The sequence below is a fragment of the Pseudomonas sp. FP1742 genome, assembly GCF_030687145.1.
GTDB lineage: Bacteria > Pseudomonadota > Gammaproteobacteria > Pseudomonadales > Pseudomonadaceae > Aquipseudomonas > Aquipseudomonas frederiksbergensis_D.
Genome location: NZ_CP117460.1, coordinates 3,291,183 through 3,307,707, shown reverse-complemented (window position 1 = coordinate 3,307,707; position 16,525 = coordinate 3,291,183). Strand labels below are relative to the sequence as shown.

Annotated in this window: 14 protein-coding genes, 2 pseudogenes and 1 riboswitch; of the genes and pseudogenes, 5 read left to right on the top strand and 11 right to left on the bottom strand. The window is 59.2% G+C overall.

Going from position 1 to position 16,525, the window contains the following annotated elements; genetic code table 11:
• Positions 1 to 80 precede the first annotated feature (80 nt).
• Positions 81 to 1,007: a LysR family transcriptional regulator gene (locus PSH64_RS14655; protein ID WP_105346244.1), complete on the top strand. Its 927-nt coding sequence runs from the start codon at positions 81 to 83 to the stop codon at positions 1,005 to 1,007.
• Positions 1,008 to 1,105: 98 nt separating this feature from the next.
• Here PSH64_RS14655 and PSH64_RS14650 read toward each other — a convergent pair whose 3' ends face one another.
• The 3 genes and pseudogenes from PSH64_RS14650 to PSH64_RS14640 form a co-directional block, all read right to left on the bottom strand.
• Positions 1,106 to 1,795, bottom strand: a complete 690-nt coding sequence (locus PSH64_RS14650; RefSeq protein ID WP_105345921.1) for a VIT family protein — start codon at positions 1,793 to 1,795, stop codon at positions 1,106 to 1,108.
• A 24-nt stretch (positions 1,796 to 1,819) separates the two neighbouring features.
• A pseudogene (locus PSH64_RS14645) lies at positions 1,820 to 2,039 on the bottom strand (hypothetical protein).
• 137 nt (positions 2,040 to 2,176) lie between these two features.
• Entirely contained in the window at positions 2,177 to 2,905 is a 729-nt protein-coding gene (locus tag PSH64_RS14640; RefSeq protein WP_305481158.1) for a phytanoyl-CoA dioxygenase family protein, read from the bottom strand.
• Between the two features lie 109 nt (positions 2,906 to 3,014).
• Here PSH64_RS14640 and PSH64_RS14635 point away from each other — a divergent pair.
• Positions 3,015 to 3,134: pseudogene (locus PSH64_RS14635) on the top strand (amidase); the annotation flags it as partial.
• A gap of 188 nt (positions 3,135 to 3,322) precedes the next feature.
• On the top strand, positions 3,323 to 3,979 hold the full coding sequence (locus PSH64_RS14630; RefSeq protein WP_305481095.1) for an HAD hydrolase-like protein: 657 nt from the start codon (positions 3,323 to 3,325) through the stop codon (positions 3,977 to 3,979).
• A gap of 361 nt (positions 3,980 to 4,340) precedes the next feature.
• Here PSH64_RS14630 and PSH64_RS14625 read toward each other — a convergent pair whose 3' ends face one another.
• From PSH64_RS14625 to PSH64_RS14610, 4 genes are all read right to left on the bottom strand, one after another.
• Entirely contained in the window at positions 4,341 to 4,682 is a 342-nt protein-coding gene (locus tag PSH64_RS14625; protein WP_105345927.1) for a DUF190 domain-containing protein, read from the bottom strand.
• Between the two features lie 14 nt (positions 4,683 to 4,696).
• Positions 4,697 to 5,080, bottom strand: a complete 384-nt coding sequence (gene crcB, locus PSH64_RS14620; protein ID WP_105345930.1) for a fluoride efflux transporter CrcB — start codon at positions 5,078 to 5,080, stop codon at positions 4,697 to 4,699.
• Positions 5,081 to 5,222: 142 nt separating this feature from the next.
• Positions 5,223 to 5,284, bottom strand: a riboswitch (Fluoride riboswitch).
• A gap of 126 nt (positions 5,285 to 5,410) precedes the next feature.
• Positions 5,411 to 7,891: a hypothetical protein gene (locus tag PSH64_RS14615; protein WP_370694477.1), complete on the bottom strand. Its 2,481-nt coding sequence runs from the start codon at positions 7,889 to 7,891 to the stop codon at positions 5,411 to 5,413.
• A gap of 132 nt (positions 7,892 to 8,023) precedes the next feature.
• Positions 8,024 to 8,638, bottom strand: coding sequence for an FMN-dependent NADH-azoreductase (locus tag PSH64_RS14610; RefSeq protein ID WP_305481093.1), 615 nt, complete (start codon positions 8,636 to 8,638; stop codon positions 8,024 to 8,026).
• Between the two features lie 139 nt (positions 8,639 to 8,777).
• Here PSH64_RS14610 and PSH64_RS14605 point away from each other — a divergent pair, with 139 nt between their 5' ends.
• Positions 8,778 to 9,677, top strand: a complete 900-nt coding sequence (locus PSH64_RS14605; protein ID WP_305481092.1) for a LysR family transcriptional regulator — start codon at positions 8,778 to 8,780, stop codon at positions 9,675 to 9,677.
• Positions 9,678 to 9,709: 32 nt separating this feature from the next.
• Here PSH64_RS14605 and PSH64_RS14600 read toward each other — a convergent pair whose 3' ends face one another.
• The 4 genes from PSH64_RS14600 to PSH64_RS14585 form a co-directional block, all read right to left on the bottom strand.
• Complete coding sequence (locus tag PSH64_RS14600; RefSeq protein ID WP_305481091.1) at positions 9,710 to 10,822, bottom strand: alkene reductase; 1,113 nt, start codon at positions 10,820 to 10,822, stop codon at positions 9,710 to 9,712.
• A gap of 150 nt (positions 10,823 to 10,972) precedes the next feature.
• On the bottom strand, positions 10,973 to 13,210 hold the full coding sequence (locus PSH64_RS14595; RefSeq protein WP_305481090.1) for a molybdopterin cofactor-binding domain-containing protein: 2,238 nt from the start codon (positions 13,208 to 13,210) through the stop codon (positions 10,973 to 10,975).
• On the bottom strand, positions 13,207 to 13,680 hold the full coding sequence (locus tag PSH64_RS14590) for a (2Fe-2S)-binding protein (protein WP_305481089.1): 474 nt from the start codon (positions 13,678 to 13,680) through the stop codon (positions 13,207 to 13,209). The genes PSH64_RS14595 and PSH64_RS14590 overlap by 4 nt, the downstream gene beginning before the upstream one ends.
• On the bottom strand, positions 13,677 to 14,972 hold the full coding sequence (locus PSH64_RS14585) for a c-type cytochrome (RefSeq protein ID WP_370694466.1): 1,296 nt from the start codon (positions 14,970 to 14,972) through the stop codon (positions 13,677 to 13,679). The genes PSH64_RS14590 and PSH64_RS14585 overlap by 4 nt, the downstream gene beginning before the upstream one ends.
• A gap of 282 nt (positions 14,973 to 15,254) precedes the next feature.
• Between PSH64_RS14585 and PSH64_RS14580 the strand changes: the two genes are divergently transcribed.
• Entirely contained in the window at positions 15,255 to 16,454 is a 1,200-nt protein-coding gene (locus PSH64_RS14580) for an MFS transporter (RefSeq protein WP_305481088.1), read from the top strand.
• Positions 16,455 to 16,525 lie beyond the last annotated feature (71 nt).

The window sequence follows — 16,525 nt, the reverse complement described above, 5'->3', positions numbered from 1 at the left end:
CGAGCACCGGGCCGAGCGTGTAGCATCATGGAAAAATGCGGGTTATCACGGGTGGGCGTCAGATCTATAGGAAGGTCGCAATGGATAAGCTTTCGAACATGTCGGTCTACATAAAGGTTGTCGAGATGGGCAGTTTCACCGCTGTGGCAAATCATCTGGACTCCACAGTAGGTAACGTATCGCGTGCTGTTTCTGCACTTGAACACGTGCTGGATGCGCGTCTGTTGCAACGCTCGACCCGGCGCCTGTCGGTCACCGATGTGGGGCGGCGGTTCTATGAGCGGTGCACGAAAATACTGGCTGATCTTGAGAGTGCGGAAGCCGAAGCGAGCAATGCGGCCTTGCAGCCCAAGGGAACGCTACGTGTGCATTGCGTACCCGGACTGGCTCGGCAGCTCGTCACGGGTGCCGTGCTGGAATACCGCAAGCAATTTCCGGATGTCACTGTGGATTTATTGCTTTCCCAACGCATGCCTAACCTGCTGGAAGACCAACTGGATGTCTCGATTCTGATTGCCCGGACGCTGCCGGATTCGGCGTATGTCAGCCAAAAAATCGGTGTCAGCCATTGTGTCCTGGTGGCGTCTCCAGACTACCTGGCCCAGCATGCGGCCCCACTGACGCCAGAAGACCTCCGCGATCACCAGTGTCTGCTGCTGGGCACTGTGGACTATGTAAGGGATGAGTGGCAGCTGAAGAGCAAGGCGGGCGACGCGACATTTGTCCCCGCGGGGCCAAGTTTCAGCGTGAACGATATGGATGCGATGGCGGTGGCTATTCGGGAGGGGGCTGGAATTGGTTTGCTGGCTGGGTTTACGGCCATCGACGACTTGCGCTCCGGGAAGCTAGTGCGAGTTTTGCCTGACTATCATACGTATGAGCGCAACGTTTATGCCGTCTACACCTCACGACAGTTTGTCGACGCAAAAATCACTCGCTTTATTGACACGTTAAAAGACCGGGTTGGCAGTCAGCTGGCAGCCACTGCTCAGGAACTCATCGATTGAAACGCCGTGAGGGGTAAAGGTATTTGCGCCTCAATGAGACAATCCATCATCATGGTCCACGAGACGGCCATTATGTTGTTCTGCTCATTATCAAACATTTATGCTGCTACCCCAAACAGGGTACCCACCGCAGCAGTCAACGCCATTGCCAGGGCCCCCCAAAAGGTGACACGAGCAGTTGAAGCAATCATGGGGGCGCCGCCGGTATGGGCAGCCAGAATTCCTAAGAGCCCGAGAAACAGAAGCGAGCTGCCAGCAACCCCCCACATAAGTGCAGCAGTCGGAACTATCAGAACCACCAGTAATGGTAATGCAGCGCCCACAGAAAAAGTCGCCGCGGAGGCAAAGGCAGCTTGCACAGGACGCGCGGCCAACGTATCGGATATCCCCAATTCGTCGCGTCCATGAGCGCCCAGAGCATCGTGTTGCATCAACTGTGTGGCAACGTTTGAAGCCAGCGCTGTATCCAATCCCCGCTCGACGTAAATGGCAACCAGCTCTTCGTACTCCTGCTTGGGGTTGGCGGCCAACTCTTTACTTTCCCGAAGCAAGTCTGCGCGTTCGGTATCGGCTTGGGAACTGACCGATACATATTCACCAGCCGCCATCGACATTGCTCCGGCGACAAGGCCGGCAACACCTGCGACCAGAATGCTCTTTGAACTCGCACCGGCCGCCGCAACTCCCAGGACGAGGCTAGCCGTTGAAACGATGCCGTCATTCGCGCCAAGAACAGCAGCGCGGAGCCATCCTGTCCGGTGGGTTTTGTGTCTTTCGCTGTGTCTCATGGGGATGACCCCGCAACGGAATGTTTAGTCAGGTGCCCAACGCATAGGCAGACTGGCGTCTGTCAGGCTTTGAGCATTGATATCCAGCGTTTCCATGGCCGCCATTGCGTTAGCGGCGACATTCTCGGTTCCATTTTCAGAGAACCAATTTGTCACCAATGGCCGCACATATAGCGTGCTGATTGTGCAGCAGCAGTGTGAGAGCGTCTGTCATGGCTATGTTCACTTCAGAGCGATCCGGCATTGGTACGGTTCCTGGGTACGTGATGTGATTAGACTAGCTGAACTTGCGCCAGCAGAAGTCATCTCTCTAGACCGACGTCCACCTGCTTTGCCTTGGCCAACTGGAGGCATCGCGGCAGCTATGAGTTCTTCCGCAATTTATTTTGAGGTGCTGATTTTACTGGCTTTAAACGGTGGGAAAATTTGTGAGCCGCTTGAGCAGGCAAAATCCAAAGGATCGAACCGATCGGTCGTGTCCATCCGGATACTGCGCAGGCTCACCGTTTCCAGGTGTGACGCGTATAACGTCTCTGCAAAATAACTGATCAGGATGGAGCGCCGGCGTGCGCCGATCGAGTTCAGGCTACCCGCATGCACTAAATCCACATCAAACACCAGGATGTCACCCGCGGAGCCTGAAAGCTGCACAGACCGGGACTCGTCATTGAAGTCGAAGGGCTGCTCTCCCTGTTCTGGGCGATGGCTGCCGGGGACGATGCGTGTCGCGCCGTTCTCGGGGCCATAATCGTCAAAATAGGCAATGGCGTTCACTATGTCGCCTGGCCGTTGGGCCGACAAGTCGCGGTGCAGTTGCTGATGACCGCCACCTGCAAGGGGCTCGCGACCCTCTACCTGCGAGAGGAAAAACCGCTCTGCGATCAACTCACCCACCACCGCCAGCACCTCCGGCAAACGACACACAGCCTGAACCTTCGAATCCGCGTCCAACAGCGAATGGCGCCAATCCATGCCACGCGGCACTGGCCATTGCTCCGGCGGCTTCACGCCCGCATCGAACACGGCGCGAAGGTCGCTCAGCCATTCGGCCGGGATCGCTCGACGAAGCAGCGCATAACCATCTCGATGGAGTTGCTCGCGGTCAATCATGGATTCCTCGATTTCCTTATCAGCAACGCAGAACGTCCCGGAGCCGGACAACAGCATTGGACAATAATACGGCGATGGGCCGAGTAACAGTATTGAACGGGCACATCCTCGCTCGGGGGCGCTGGATACGAATGACCGTTTTTCCTGGGTGTTCAATACGCCGGGAGAGTTCGAGTATTTTTGTGCGCTGCACCCGCAGATGATCGGGAAGATTGTGGTCACGCAGTAAACGGAGGCGGGGGCGCGGGCAACAACCGGCAAGGAGCAGCCCCCTCTTCAAGCGTTAAGCCACTTTCTACTTCCTGGCAGATTCCGGTGCTGGAATAATGCGCCTTTCCAGTCAATCGGGTGAATTAATCGCCCAACACAAGCAGCCGCCTGGACTCGGCTGCCACCACTACAGGAAGGCGCTTTCACATGTCATACCGACTTGCCATTTTCGACTTTGACGGCACGCTCGCTGATTCCTTTCCGTTCTTTGTTTCGGTGTTCAACCAGGTTGCTGACAGGCACGCTTTCAATCGGATTCACCCGCAAGAGTTGGACTGTCTGCGCAAGCAGGGGGCTCGGGAGATCATGGCTCATATCGGAATGCCCCGCTGGAAGTTGCCTCTGGTGGCGCGAACCTTCATGAGCTTGATGAAGAAACATCGAAGCTCGATCCCACTGTTCAATAACATTGCCAATACCCTGGCTCATCTTGACGAAAGGGGAGTGATTCTGGCGGTGGTATCTTCTAACTCCCAAGAAAATATCACGCAAATTTTGGGCTCCAGCTGTCGCCATATCCGAGCCTTCGAGTGCGGCGTCTCGATTTTTGGCAAGGCGTCTCGCTTGCGTCGTGTGATGCGTAAATTCGACGTGGCGCGAGAGGAGGTTATCTACATCGGTGACCAACCTACGGATGGTGAAGCAGCCGCAACTGCCGGTATCGCCTTTGGTGCGGTCGCCTGGGGATATGGGACATATGATGCATTCCACAGTCTTCAATCCCATGAGTGGTTCGCCGATGTGAGCGAATTACGGCGACTGGCAGGAGGTGATGTGCACCTTGAGTCATGCGCAAGTCTGTAGGCTTGACCACTATGGGGCGATTTCAATCTCAGGTGCACTTCTTTGCTGGGGTAATCGAACCTGACTTTTCCAATGGTCATTCATTTCTGTTTCTCACCGTGGCGAGCTAACAGGACCTGCCCATCCCAATCCGCATCTGCCGTTCCTTCGGTCCGAGAAAGGAGCCGTCCACCGTCAAGAACGGTCGCTAGCGCGCTGCGCCAGGAAGAACGCCGCCAGATAGGCGACATGCGGGTGCGCCGTCAGGAACTCGATGATCGATGAGACCAAGGACGTCATGTTTCTCGACTGCCTGGTGAGGACCAGTGGTGAGGCGATCGAGATGTGTGTCTGCAATTCTCGGCCGCATCTTCTTCATGTTTCAAGGCTGGTGACCGGGCTGGTTGGCTTGTCTACCGACGGCTCCGAATTCAACCGGGGTCTTTATGTAAAACAAGGAGATATCTTCGGCCTCAAGTCGCTCAAACAGGCGAACGAACTCCTCTTCGGTAATTGCCAGGCGGATTTCAGTAGGCTGATCGGCCAGCTCAAAAAAATGCGAGGAATGCAGTTTCCCTGAATGCCCGAAGCCTTCGATGCCCGTTGCCAGGGTGGCACCGCGCAAACCCATCTCTTTGGCCAGATCGACGAGCCATTCACCGAGCATTTTTCCGCGATATCGACGGTTCTGTTGGGTAAAGAAAATCACCAAAAAGCCTTTCATGACTCATCACCTCTCTAACGTGTACCCATCAATTGAAACGAAATAAGCCCGGCAACGGTCATCGCCAGTGAGCCTGCCACGTGTAGCAAAATGGCGCCAATTGCCCAAAGAAGCCTGCCTTCCTGAATCAAGGTGACAGTTTCGGCTGAAAATGTAGAAAAGGTCGTCAGCCCTCCACAGAAGCCAGTGATGATCAGAAGTCGCCATTCAGGACTCAGTGACGGCGTTGCAGCCAGGAAGGCAATCGCAAACCCGATGATGTATCCCCCGATCATGTTGGCAATCAGGGTTCCTGGCGGAACAGTCGGGAACAGGGCATTGAGTTTGATGCCCAGTAGCCAGCGTAACCAGGCCCCAAGGGATGCGCCGACAGCGATGACGAGTAGTGACTTCAGCATAGCTGTCCGTCTCCTCGCAGCATGAGCAGGCGGGAAATCTCTAACAACTGAATGAGCAGATGGGGGGGCAACGGAGAGTTTGTAGTCACGGTCCTGTCCTGAGTAGAGGGACAGGGAGGCACACCTACGCACCCTGTCCAGGGTTCACGTAGGCATCATCAGCACGAAGGCGGTTAAAGGAGGTATGCCATCTCCTGAGCGAATGCTAAACACCCCCGCTTAACTAATCAAATCTGTACGAGATGAACGGTTGAGTCCATATACAAGTGTTCGCATTTGTCCGGCTTCATATCTTTTCACGCGCCATGCAGGCGCCAGTGACAAACGTGACTAGCGCCACTGGCCTAAAGCCGATGTATCCAATGCTTGCCACGCTTGGGAATGACAAAGTTGATCCTTCGTCAGCCAGAGTCCCGCGTGCGGGCACAGGGGCTCGGTGGGAAGTGCCAGCAGGTCGCTCAACTTCATCATGCTGATAGAGCCTCGGTCTGTTTCATCTTCGGCCTCCCAGTCGCGCAGGAATAGACGCACCTTCAAGACATCGGCACTGAAACCTTCAAACTGTGGTCGATTGTGGAGCCACTGAGGTGAATGCCTCAAGGTCCGCTCCTGGACATCCAACAGCAAGATCTGCCATGCCAAGCGACCTCCGTGGTCATCGTCGATGTTGGTATGGAGTCGAGTCAGCGCGAGATAACGTGCATCCTCGGACCAGATCATCGAGGGCGCGAGATGGCTGATGGCGCAACCGGACGCCGTCAGCAAATGCCCGCCCAGACGTGGGCTCTGGACGCGAAGCCAGCTGTCGGCGTATTCGGTTTCACAACCGAACAGCCAAGCGGCATCTTTATCCATCGGTGCTGGCTGGACAAAGTTTCCATCGGCGATTGCAGACTGTGGCCGTTTAACCAGGCGCCAATCGGGGAGGGTGCTCAGGCCTTGTGGGCTGACATTGAGCTCACACCACTCGTAGTAAAGCCGTGAGTCCTGTTGATACTGGCAAAATACAGCGGCATCGCCCGCCTCGGGTGGCGATTGATCAAAACGCTGCAATGGAGTGCTTTGCCGATCCAGATCCAGGCGACCTCGAATCACTGCCAGGCTCAGTGTCGGCCCACGAAAGTCCAACAATCGCGCGACCAACAGAGGAGGGCTGTTCATCAATTGTCGTTCCTGTGCGTCGACTACCACCACATGACCTGCTGTGGCGGGCGGCAGGGTGAACGGTATCAATGCGATGTAACGTCCAGTGTCTGAAACTCGATGATCGAGCAGCCAAACGCCCGGTAACTCCCAGCCCCCAATCCTGCAGGTATAACCCCCGAGCCCCAGGCTGTTGTCTTGCTGCCAGCTGAATTGAGCCCGCGTATCACCCATCAACGGTGCCGACTCGACCATCGTCGCGCCTCGCTGTCCATCACCCACCAGCGGCACAGCCAACCGCACGCGAGTCAGCTGCCGCTGCGCAACCTGCACCCGGCCGTTCGGATCATGGCCCACCTGAGATTCACAGTCGCTGTGTACGCTGTACAAGCCATAACCATAGCGACCGCGATCAGGCTGCGGGTAGTCGAAGTAGCACGATAGCCGCAGGTAGTGGTCATCCAGCTCCAGGGGTTCGCTCCAACCCATGGAGGGTTCGCTGTCGGCGGATCGCCACGGGCAAGGCAATGCTTGCCAGCCTCGGTCTACGTGCCAGAGCCAATATTCGAGGGGTTGCGGTTGCCCATCATCCATTCGTCCATGGCAAGCGAACGAGCGGCCATTGTGATTCCAGATGATTGAGGTATCGGCGCTGATCAACAACGAAGTGGGCTCACCGTTGATGCTCACGCTGTATTCCGGGCTCATCAGCGGGGCACACGGCTGTGGCAATTCGCGCAGGCTGGCCGGCAGCACCAGACAGGCGTCCAAACGTTGCTGACCATCGGGGGACATATGCCGGAACGTTTCGAGCGCAAGTTTTTTTTGCCAGTCACCAGGCTCGACCCACAGGTCAACAACGGGCACCAGGCTGACTTTTTCAGCCGTCGTCAGCAGTTGCTCCAGGCTGATCTCCCGTGCGCCGTTGTCGACCAGAGGGCTGTAACGCCCACTCAGGGTGCCGTCGTTAAAGGCATCCAGTTCCCAAAATTCATCACACGAACACTGGTAAAGCTGACGCAACTGTCGATCCAGAATCACCAACCCCCAGGCTTGGCGCGAGGGTAAAGGCGCGGCGAAATAACGGCCGTCATCCGAGAAGCGAGCCGACGACCCAAGGCCCTGCAGCAGCACCCCATCGGGAAACAGGTAATCGCACAGAACGGGCCCGCCCATGGCGATTTCGCTGTAGTTGAACACCCTGATGGGCTCACCCTCGGGTGTTTGTCGCGGTTCGTCCCCACCCCAGGCACTGGCGCCGTTTGAAGACTGACCAGGCGATAGCGGTGACGAGCCGGCCTGCGTTTTATCGACCAGGCCAAACCGTCTTTCCAGGTGACTGACGCAAGCCAGCCCGAAGAACATCACGACCGCTGCCCCCGCAATGTCCCAGTACGCCGGCAAAGCCCTGCCCAGATTAAAACCCAGGCCTATTGCGGCAGAGGTCATGACCCGGGCCGCCCCTCGGCCGGTACGTTGCCAACCGGCCCGCGCCGTCAGCCACATCATGGCAGCGCAACCCAGTACTACACCGAGCGCCCACGGCAGCGGTAATACCGCGACAAGGAAAATCGGGATCAACAGTACGGCGATTTGCCAAAGTAGATCGAGTAACAATCGAGGCAGGCTTTTTTCGTCAGCATGTTGATCGGAAGAGTGGGTCACCAGTACCTCGATAACAAATGGGCGATTTCAAATAGGCGGGTTTGTGCAAAAGTATCACGCTGAGTCACCAACGATCAGCCTGAAACAGTCGGCGGCTCAACCGGCAAGATCCGTATGGGCCAGGAGAAATACTGTCTAAACCAGCGACTTTTGAATGTGATGATCAAATGTAGCCAGAAAATCGTGCATGCCGATTTCTCCGAGATCCACGGCTTTAGCACCGCCGGCCGCAATAAAGGTGACATCAGTGATGCCCAGGACATTCAGGATCAGTTTCAAGTATTGGCTCGCAATGTCACGGTCTCTAATCGGGGAGTCGTGGGTATATACCCCTCCCGAAGCGAGCAGCACCGTCGCCTTTTTACCGGTCACCAACCCTTTACCATCAAAGCCCAAGGTCAGGCCTTTACGTACCACGTGGTCCACCCAGGCCTTGAGCGCCGCAGGGACGTTATAGTTGTAGACCGGTGTTGAAATAACCAAGTGATCGGTTTCCAGCAACTCGGCCGTAAGTTCATCGGATAACTGCAACACGGCTTTCATATCAGGCGAATGTTGGGTTTGCGGGGTGAAGTAAGCCTGTAACCAGGGGGCCGTCACGAACGTAAGCGCAGTGTCCGTCAGATCCCGTATTTTGACGCTGCCCTCTGGGTGTGCAGCTTCCCATGCGGCCACAAATCGGCGAGTGAGCTGCCGGGAGATTGAGGCATCCCCACGTGAACTGGTTTCAATGGTGAGAAGCCTGGACATGAAAGTAACTCCTGCGCGGTGAGGCGGCGGTATGGTTTGCGTTGTCGCCTTAGGCGATGTGCGACACACTCTACCCAATGCGATCTCTATGCAGGAGTGATGTAAATATGATTGAGTCCATCTGTTTATGTGATGGGTCATGATCGGAAATCTCAGCCTGGATCAGTTGCGGATCCTTGTAACCATTGCGGATACAGGCAGTTTCTCGGCCACCGGACGTCACCTGCGGCGTGCTCAATCTGCCATTAGCCAGTCGATTGCCACACTTGAGTCCGTTCAAGGTGTGAGGCTGTTTGATCGCAGCGGCCATCGTCCAACGCTCACTGAGGTAGGTAGAGTGCTCGTGGTTCAGGCGCGCGCGGTGCTGGCAAGCGCTGCCCAGTTTGAAGCAATGGCCGCAAGCACGGCAGCAGGAGTTGAGCCGGAGTTGGCCCTCGCCATAGATCCTTTAGTCCCCAGCGCACCGCTCATTGAAAGCCTGAGCGCTCTGCGCGAGGCTTTTCCGCATCTGGCAGTGAGTTTTTCTACAGAAGGCTTGGGTGGCGCAGAGCGCCGATTGCGCAACGGCGATGCGGCACTGGCGCTTTGCACATTGATTCCGACAGTGCCCGACGATATCAACGCACTGCCGCTGCTCAGTGTTGACTTGAGGCCAGTAGTCGCCAGCGGACATCCCCTGGCTATGTTAGGCCGTCGGGCAACAAGTGCAGACCTCAAGCCTTATGTGCAACTGGTACTTTCCGATCCGGTTTCTCCCGACGGCCCTAGCTATGGGGTGACGGGCAGTCACCAGTGGCGGTTTGTAGATCTGGCGCGGCGGCTGGATTTTTTGCTCGCCGGGTTCGGTTGGTGTCGAATGCCAGAGCATCTGATTGCGGATCATCTGGCTTCAGGACGCCTCCTGCCACTTGAGTTAGCCGCCGAGCTTCAGCGCACACCAGACACACTTACGATCTACGCCGCGCACATGCAAAATCGCGCTTTAGGGAGAGCCGGCCGATGGCTTCTGAATGATCTGACCCGTCGTCTGTGCAGGTGATGATACGAAGACGACTAACGCCAGCAGCAACGTCAGGAGTGAACCGGGTAATCCAGGTATCCACGCTGATCGCCACCAAAGAAGGTGCTCGGATCCGGCGCATTGAGCGACAACCCGTCGCGAATTCGCCGTGGCAGATCGGGGTTGGCCAGAAACGGTCTGCCGAACGCGATGATGTCTGCGCGGCCGTCGATCAAGGCTTGTTCCGCCGTCTCGGGGTCGTAGCCACCGGCGATCATCAGCACGCCGTCCCACGCGGCACGCAGTTGGCCGATGATTGCATCCCAGCGTGGATCGAAGTTCTCGTCCTTGACGGTGCCGACGACGGCAGGCTCGACGAGGTGCAGGTAGGCCAGATTCCACTGGTTCAACGAACGCACGATATGGCCGAAGGTCGCTTGCGGCGTCTCATCGCCCATGCCCATGAAGCGTCCCATCGGCGTGAGGCGTACGCCCACGCGCTGCGCACCGACTTCGTCGACGACGGCAGCAACCACTTCCAATAACAGGCGCGCACGGTTTTCCAGGCTGCCGCCGTAGCTATCCTCGCGCTGGTTACTGTTGCTGTTGATGAACTGATCCAGCAGATAGCCGTTGCCTGCATGGATTTCCACGCCATCCATCCCGGCATTCAGCGCATTGCGCGCGGCCCGGCGGTAGTCGTTGATGATGTCAGCGATCTCCGAGGTTTCCAGTGCCCGCGGAACCGGCACATCGCCCCACACACCGTTGCCATCCGTGTCGACAATGAACGTCTTGCCCGGCACGGGTAATGCGCTCGGGGCCACTGGAAGGGCATTGCCAGGCTGGAAGCTTGGGTGCGACACGCGGCCCACGTGCCAGAGTTGCATGAAGATCAAACCGCCGGCCTCGTGCACCTGGCTGCTGACTTCGCGCCAAGCCTGTACCTGCTCATCGCTGTAGATTCCCGGGGTCCAGGCATAGCCCTGGCCCTGTCGGGAGATTTGCGTCGCCTCGGTGATGATCAACGCCGCGCTCGCACGCTGGCGGTAATATTCGGCGTTCATGGCCGTCGGGACATCGCCCGGTTGTCCGGCACGAGAGCGGGTCAGCGGCGCCATCGCCACTCGGTGCGGGAGTGTGTATGGCCCCAATGCGATGGGTTGGAACAGTTGCTGCGTCATAGAATTTCTCCAGGTTTCGAAAAGAGGGAGCAAGGCGGCGATGGACGTTTGGCCAGGCACCGTATGGCCGTAAGTTAATCCGCTGCATGCCGCTTGATAATCCGCATCAGCCTCTACGCTGCATTGCGCGAAACGCAACGCTGCGCAGGGTCAGGACGGTTGCTCTGAGCGGGTCAAAGGAAGGTTCAGCCAGCGTCGGCCGGTAGCGTTCGCCACAGCATTGCCGAGGGCGGCGGCCATCGGTCCCTGGACGATTTCGGCGGCGCCGAGAAACGGCTGTCCCGGTTGGTCGAGCAGGTGAACGTCGACCTTTTTCGGCACCTGTGAAAAGCGCAGGATCGGGTAGCCACTCCAGTCGTAGCTGCGTATGCCCCCGGCGTCGTAGGCGACTTTTTCATACAGCGTCCAACTGGTGGACTGCACGATCCCGCCTTCTACTTGGTTGCGCAGGCCATCGGGATTGACGATTTGCCCGACGTCTACCGCCGTGACGACGTGATCGACCTGCACCTCGCCGGTCTGCGGATGTACGCGCAAGCGCACCGCGATCGCGCAATAGCCCATGATGTTTTTGTAGCGGGCAAACGCGAAGCCGATGCCCGCGCCGGGTTCGCTGCTTTTTTGCGACCAGCCGATGGCGTCGCGCACGCGCTCCACCACGGCCCGCGCCCGGGGATCCGCCAGATGGGCAAGGCGCAAGGCCACCGGATCGCTCCCGGCCCTGGCGGCAAGCTCATCGATGCACGCCTCGATCGCGAAGACGTTGATGTGCGCACCCAGCGAGCGCATGGCAGAGGTGCGAAACGGCATCTCAGTGACGAAGTTCATGTTGATGCGCGTGGATGCCAGCGTGTACAGCGGCACGGCATTGCGATCGCCGTCGCCTTCAGGTTGAGCGATGGGCACCGAAGGCGCAGAGGTGAACGGCCGGGCCAGCAGTCGCGCCGGCAGCAACCGGCCCGCATTGACGATGCGTTCGTTATGCGGCGTGGTCCACAGTTCATAATTCCAGTCCTGCAATCGACCTTGCGCATCAAGATTGGCCTGCACTTCAGTCACCATCGCCGAGCTGTAGGGTTCCCAGAGATTTTCCTGCTCGCGCATCCACTGCACCCGCACCGGCGTGCCCGGTATTCGCATGGCAATCAACGCCGCGTCGGCCGCCGCATCGTCTGCGCCGTTGTGGCCGTAACAACCGGACCCTTCGGTGTGGATACAGCGAACGCGCTCGGGCGGTAGCCGCACCATTTCGGCGATCCCGGCGCGCAGCGGATACACGCCTTGGGTGTGGGTCCAGACAGTGAGGGTGCCGTCCTTGAACCAGGCCACGCCGCAGGAAGGGCCGATGGATCCGTGCATCAGATATTGCTTGGTCACGCGCGCTCGATAGCTCTTGTCGGTCGCCACCTGTGGGGTGCCCTCATGGCTGATCGGGTAGCGACGTGAAGGCAGATGTTCGAGCAATGTGTGGATGTCCCGTGACTCGGGGATGGCTTGACCACCGCTCCAGCGCGCCGATTCATATCCGCTGCGCATGGCCTTGATCGCTTGCCATTCATCACGCGCCACCACGGCAAGGTAATTGCCGCCGCGAATTACCTGCACAACCCCGGCCAGCGTTTTGATCGACTCCGCGTCGAAGGTTTCCAGCGTGCAGCCGGGACGAGGAGGGCGAATGACCCGAGCGTGCAGCATGCCCGGCAGACGAATGTCCTGAACAAATGCAGGACCGCCGCTGACTTTTGCCGGAATATCCAGCCGTTGCAGCGAATGCCCGATCAGCTTGAACCCCGTCGCTGGCATTGGCGGCGATTCGGATTTGGCATAGAGGTGCAGATCGACGTTTTTGACGGCGTCGGCGTAGGACATTCGTTGTCCGGCAGGGCCGTGAATGACGCCTTCCTGCGTCGTCAACAGTGGCGGTGCCACCTCCCAGCTGCGCCCGGCCGACTGCAGCAATAACTCACGCACCTGCGCCGCCGCGTTGAACAACGCGGTGCCGCTGTCGAAAATGCTGTGGCTGCCGGCGGTGTAGCCTTCGTTGGGCGTCAGGGCAGTGTCGGCAGTCAGCAAGTTGATCGCCGTCGGCGAAACCTCCAGACGTTCGGCGGCAATTTGCAGCAAGGCTGTTTTGACGCCAGTGCCCAATTCGACCTTGCCGGTGTAGACGGTGATGCCTTCAGGGCCCACGCGGATCCACGCATCGAGGTAGGGATTGGTGCGCAGGCTGCCGGGCAGATCAGGCGCCAGCACCACCGTGCCGAGCGTATCCACTTCGGTGTCGGCCCATGCACGACGCGCCGCCGGCACCAGGGTAAACGCCACCAGCAAGGCGCCTCCACGCAAGAACGCCCGGCGACTGTGGTCGACTTTTTTCTCCACGGTCATGTCGCGCTCCCGTCTTGCCCGGCCACCAGGCTGATGGCCTCGATAATCCGCAGGTGGGTGCCACAACGACACAGGTTGCCTGCCATGTGCTCGCGAATGGTCTGCTCGTCCGGGTGCGGATTGCTTTCCAGCAATGACTGCGCGCGCATCAGCATGCCGGCGATGCAGTAGCCGCATTGGGCCGCCTGTTTATCGATAAAGGCTTTTTGCAAAGGGCCGGGACGTTCGGCGGTACCGAGGCTTTCAACCGTTCGAACCTTCTTGCCTTCAAGGCCTGCGCAGGGCGTCACGCAAGAAAAGACCGGTTTGTCATCGACGATGACCGTACAGGCGCCGCACTGCCCCAAGCCACACCCGTACTTGGCACCGTTCAGCCCCAGATGATTGCGTAGCGCATAGAGCAGCGGCATGTCAGGTTCCAGCTCCAAGGCTTGGGCCGAGCCGTTGACGTTGAGCGTGACTTGGGTCATTTCGTCTCCTGACGGATCGCTTCAATAGTGGAAGAAAGTTCTGTCCAGGGTTGGTCAGGTCTGGCTTGCTGGCGCAGGTAGGACGCCAGGGCGGTGAGTTGAACGTTGTCCAGGCTGGCGGCAAACGGCGGCATGACCGGTCCGGGCACGCCCGGAGTTGCCGGCACACCTTCGAGCACGGTTTTCAGGAAGTTGCGTGCACTCGGGGCTAGCAGCGCCGAGGTGCGATCCAGCCCCGGACGCCCGTCGATTTCGCGCATCGGCGCCGCAGGGGCATGACAACCGGCGCAGGCACTGGCGAACAGCAGGGCGCCGCTGGTCTGGTCCAAGGTCTCAACGCTCCCGGCGCCGGGTTGGATTTCGGTGATCGCAGCCTTGGTTTGCAGGCTTAGCAAATACTCGGCAATCGCCTCTGCGTCGCTGACCGGCAAGCGAGCCAGACTGAGGCTGACCGGGCGCATCGGGCCTGCGGCTGTGCCGTGCCCGTCCACCACTTCTGCCCGCAGATAGTGGACCAACTGCTCAGTGCTCCACGGGTTTGCGCGACGGGCCATGCCGAGCAGCGAAGGTGCCTCCCAGCCATCCACCTCACCGCCCGCGAGGCTCTCGCCGGACTTCTCGGCACCGATCAGGTTCAACGGTGAATGGCAGCCTGCGCAGTGGCCGGGGCCTTCAACCAGATAACGTCCGCGATTCCACGCTTCAGATTGTTGCGCCACCGGCGTCAGCGGCTTTGCATGCAGAAACAGCAGATTCCAGAACGACACCAGCGGCCGGATGTTCATCGGAAAATTCATGTGGTTTTGCATGGCCGGTGAGTTCACGGCAGGGCCGCTCATCAAGTACGCATACGCGTCGGCAATGTCGTCTTCGCTCATGCGCCGGTAGTGCACGTACGGGAAGGCGGGGTACAAGAAGTGGCCATCGCGGGAGATCCCTTCACGCATCGCCCGCTCGAACGCCGGCAGTGACCATTGGCCGATACCGGTCTGCGGGTCGGGTGTGATGTTGGTGCTGTAGAGCGTGCCGAACGGCGTCACCAGCGGCAGCCCGCCCGCCATGTATTGACCGCCCGGACGCGTATGGCACACCGCACAATCGCCGGCTTCGACCACCCGCGCACCGCGCTGCAATTGCGCGGCATCGAACGTTCGCGGGCGCTCAATCGGTGCTATCGCCGGGCGCCACATCAGCAGCGCCGCGCCGATTGCGCCGATCGAAGCGAGGACGGCCGCGCTGATCCAGAGGGGGCTGGATCTCAGGAAGTTGCCCTTCATGAGGATTTGAAACACGAGGGACGCGCGGTGCGCATCGATGAAGGATTCGGGGTCATGAACAGCTCCTTGAGCAACCGGGGGAAGGGCGCTGATGGAGAGCCCTGCGCCAAGTGCCCAAGGGTAGAGAAGACGCGAGCGGCGGAGTATTGCCACGTCGCGCAATAGCGCTTTGCGCCAACAGCAACGCCGGGGTCGTTGCGGATGGCGCATCACTGCATTGCCGGTGGCATGGATTCTCTGTGTCGGCCCATGCCCTTAGCCTTGGCACCACTTTCCTGAACTCAACGAGGTGTCATCATGCTCACGGGTAACCCCGCAGCGGCGGCCAAGGCCGAACAGCCTGCTTCACTCTCCGGCCTGATGGTCGCGTTCCTGGCGTTTTGCTGCGGCGCGGTCGTGGCCAACCTCTATTACGCCCAGCCGATTGTCGAACTGATTGCGCCGCAGATTGGCCTGTCCAGCGCCAATGCCAGCCTGATCGTTTCACTCACACAGTTTGGTTATGCGCTGGGTCTGCTGTTGCTGGTGCCGCTGGCCGACCTGATGGAAAACCGGCGGCTGGTCGTGGGCTTCACCCTCGCGGCGAGCGTTACGCTGTTGTGTGCCGGGTTGACGCACTCGCCGTCGATGTTCCTCGTGTTTTCATTGCTGATCGGCCTGACTTCAATCTCGGTGCAGATTCTGGTGCCACTGGCGGCGCACCTGGCACCCGAAGCCACGCGCGGCCGCGTGGTGGGCAATATCATGAGCGGGCTGCTGCTGGGCATTCTGTTGTCGCGTCCGTTGTCCAGCCTGCTGGTGGACGTGTTCGGCTGGCGCGGGGTGTTTTACAGCGCGGCGGCACTGATGGCCGTCATCGCCCTGATCACCGCGGCTGCGCTGCCGCGCCGTGTGCCGACGCATCAGGCGACTTATGCCGCGTTGATCGGCTCGGTGTTTACCCTTGCCCGTCGCTACCCGGTGCTGCGTCAACGTTCGTTGTATCAGGGGTTGTTATTCGCCAGCTTCAGCCTGTTCTGGACCCTCGCGCCGATTGAGCTGATGCGTCACCACGGTTTCAGCCAGGCGCAGGTGGCGATTTTTGCCCTGGTCGGAGCGGTAGGTGCAGTCGCTGCGCCGATTGCCGGGCGCTTGGCCGATGCCGGTCACGGCCGCCGCGGAACACTGGTCGCACTGCTGCTGGCACCGGCTTCATTGTTGATCGCTGCGCTGCCGGGCAGCAGTTACCTGTGGCTGGTGGTGTGTGCGGTGTTGCTGGATTTCGCCGTGCAACTGAACATGGTGCTGGGCCAGCGCGAGGTGTACGCCATCGACCCGCACAGCCGGGCACGACTCAACGCCGTGTACATGACCAGCATCTTCGTTGGCGGTGCCTTGGGATCGCTGGTGGCGAGCCCGCTCTACGAACACTTCGGCTGGAACCTGTCTGCCGCATCGGTGGCATTGCTCCCGACCCTGGCTTTGGTGATGTTCCTCGGTCGCAAGGCCAATGCCTGAGCGCCGGGTGTGGGGGCGTCCGGTGAAGCACGGTCATACAAGACGGCTGGCGAACGGTGATGCACTATCAT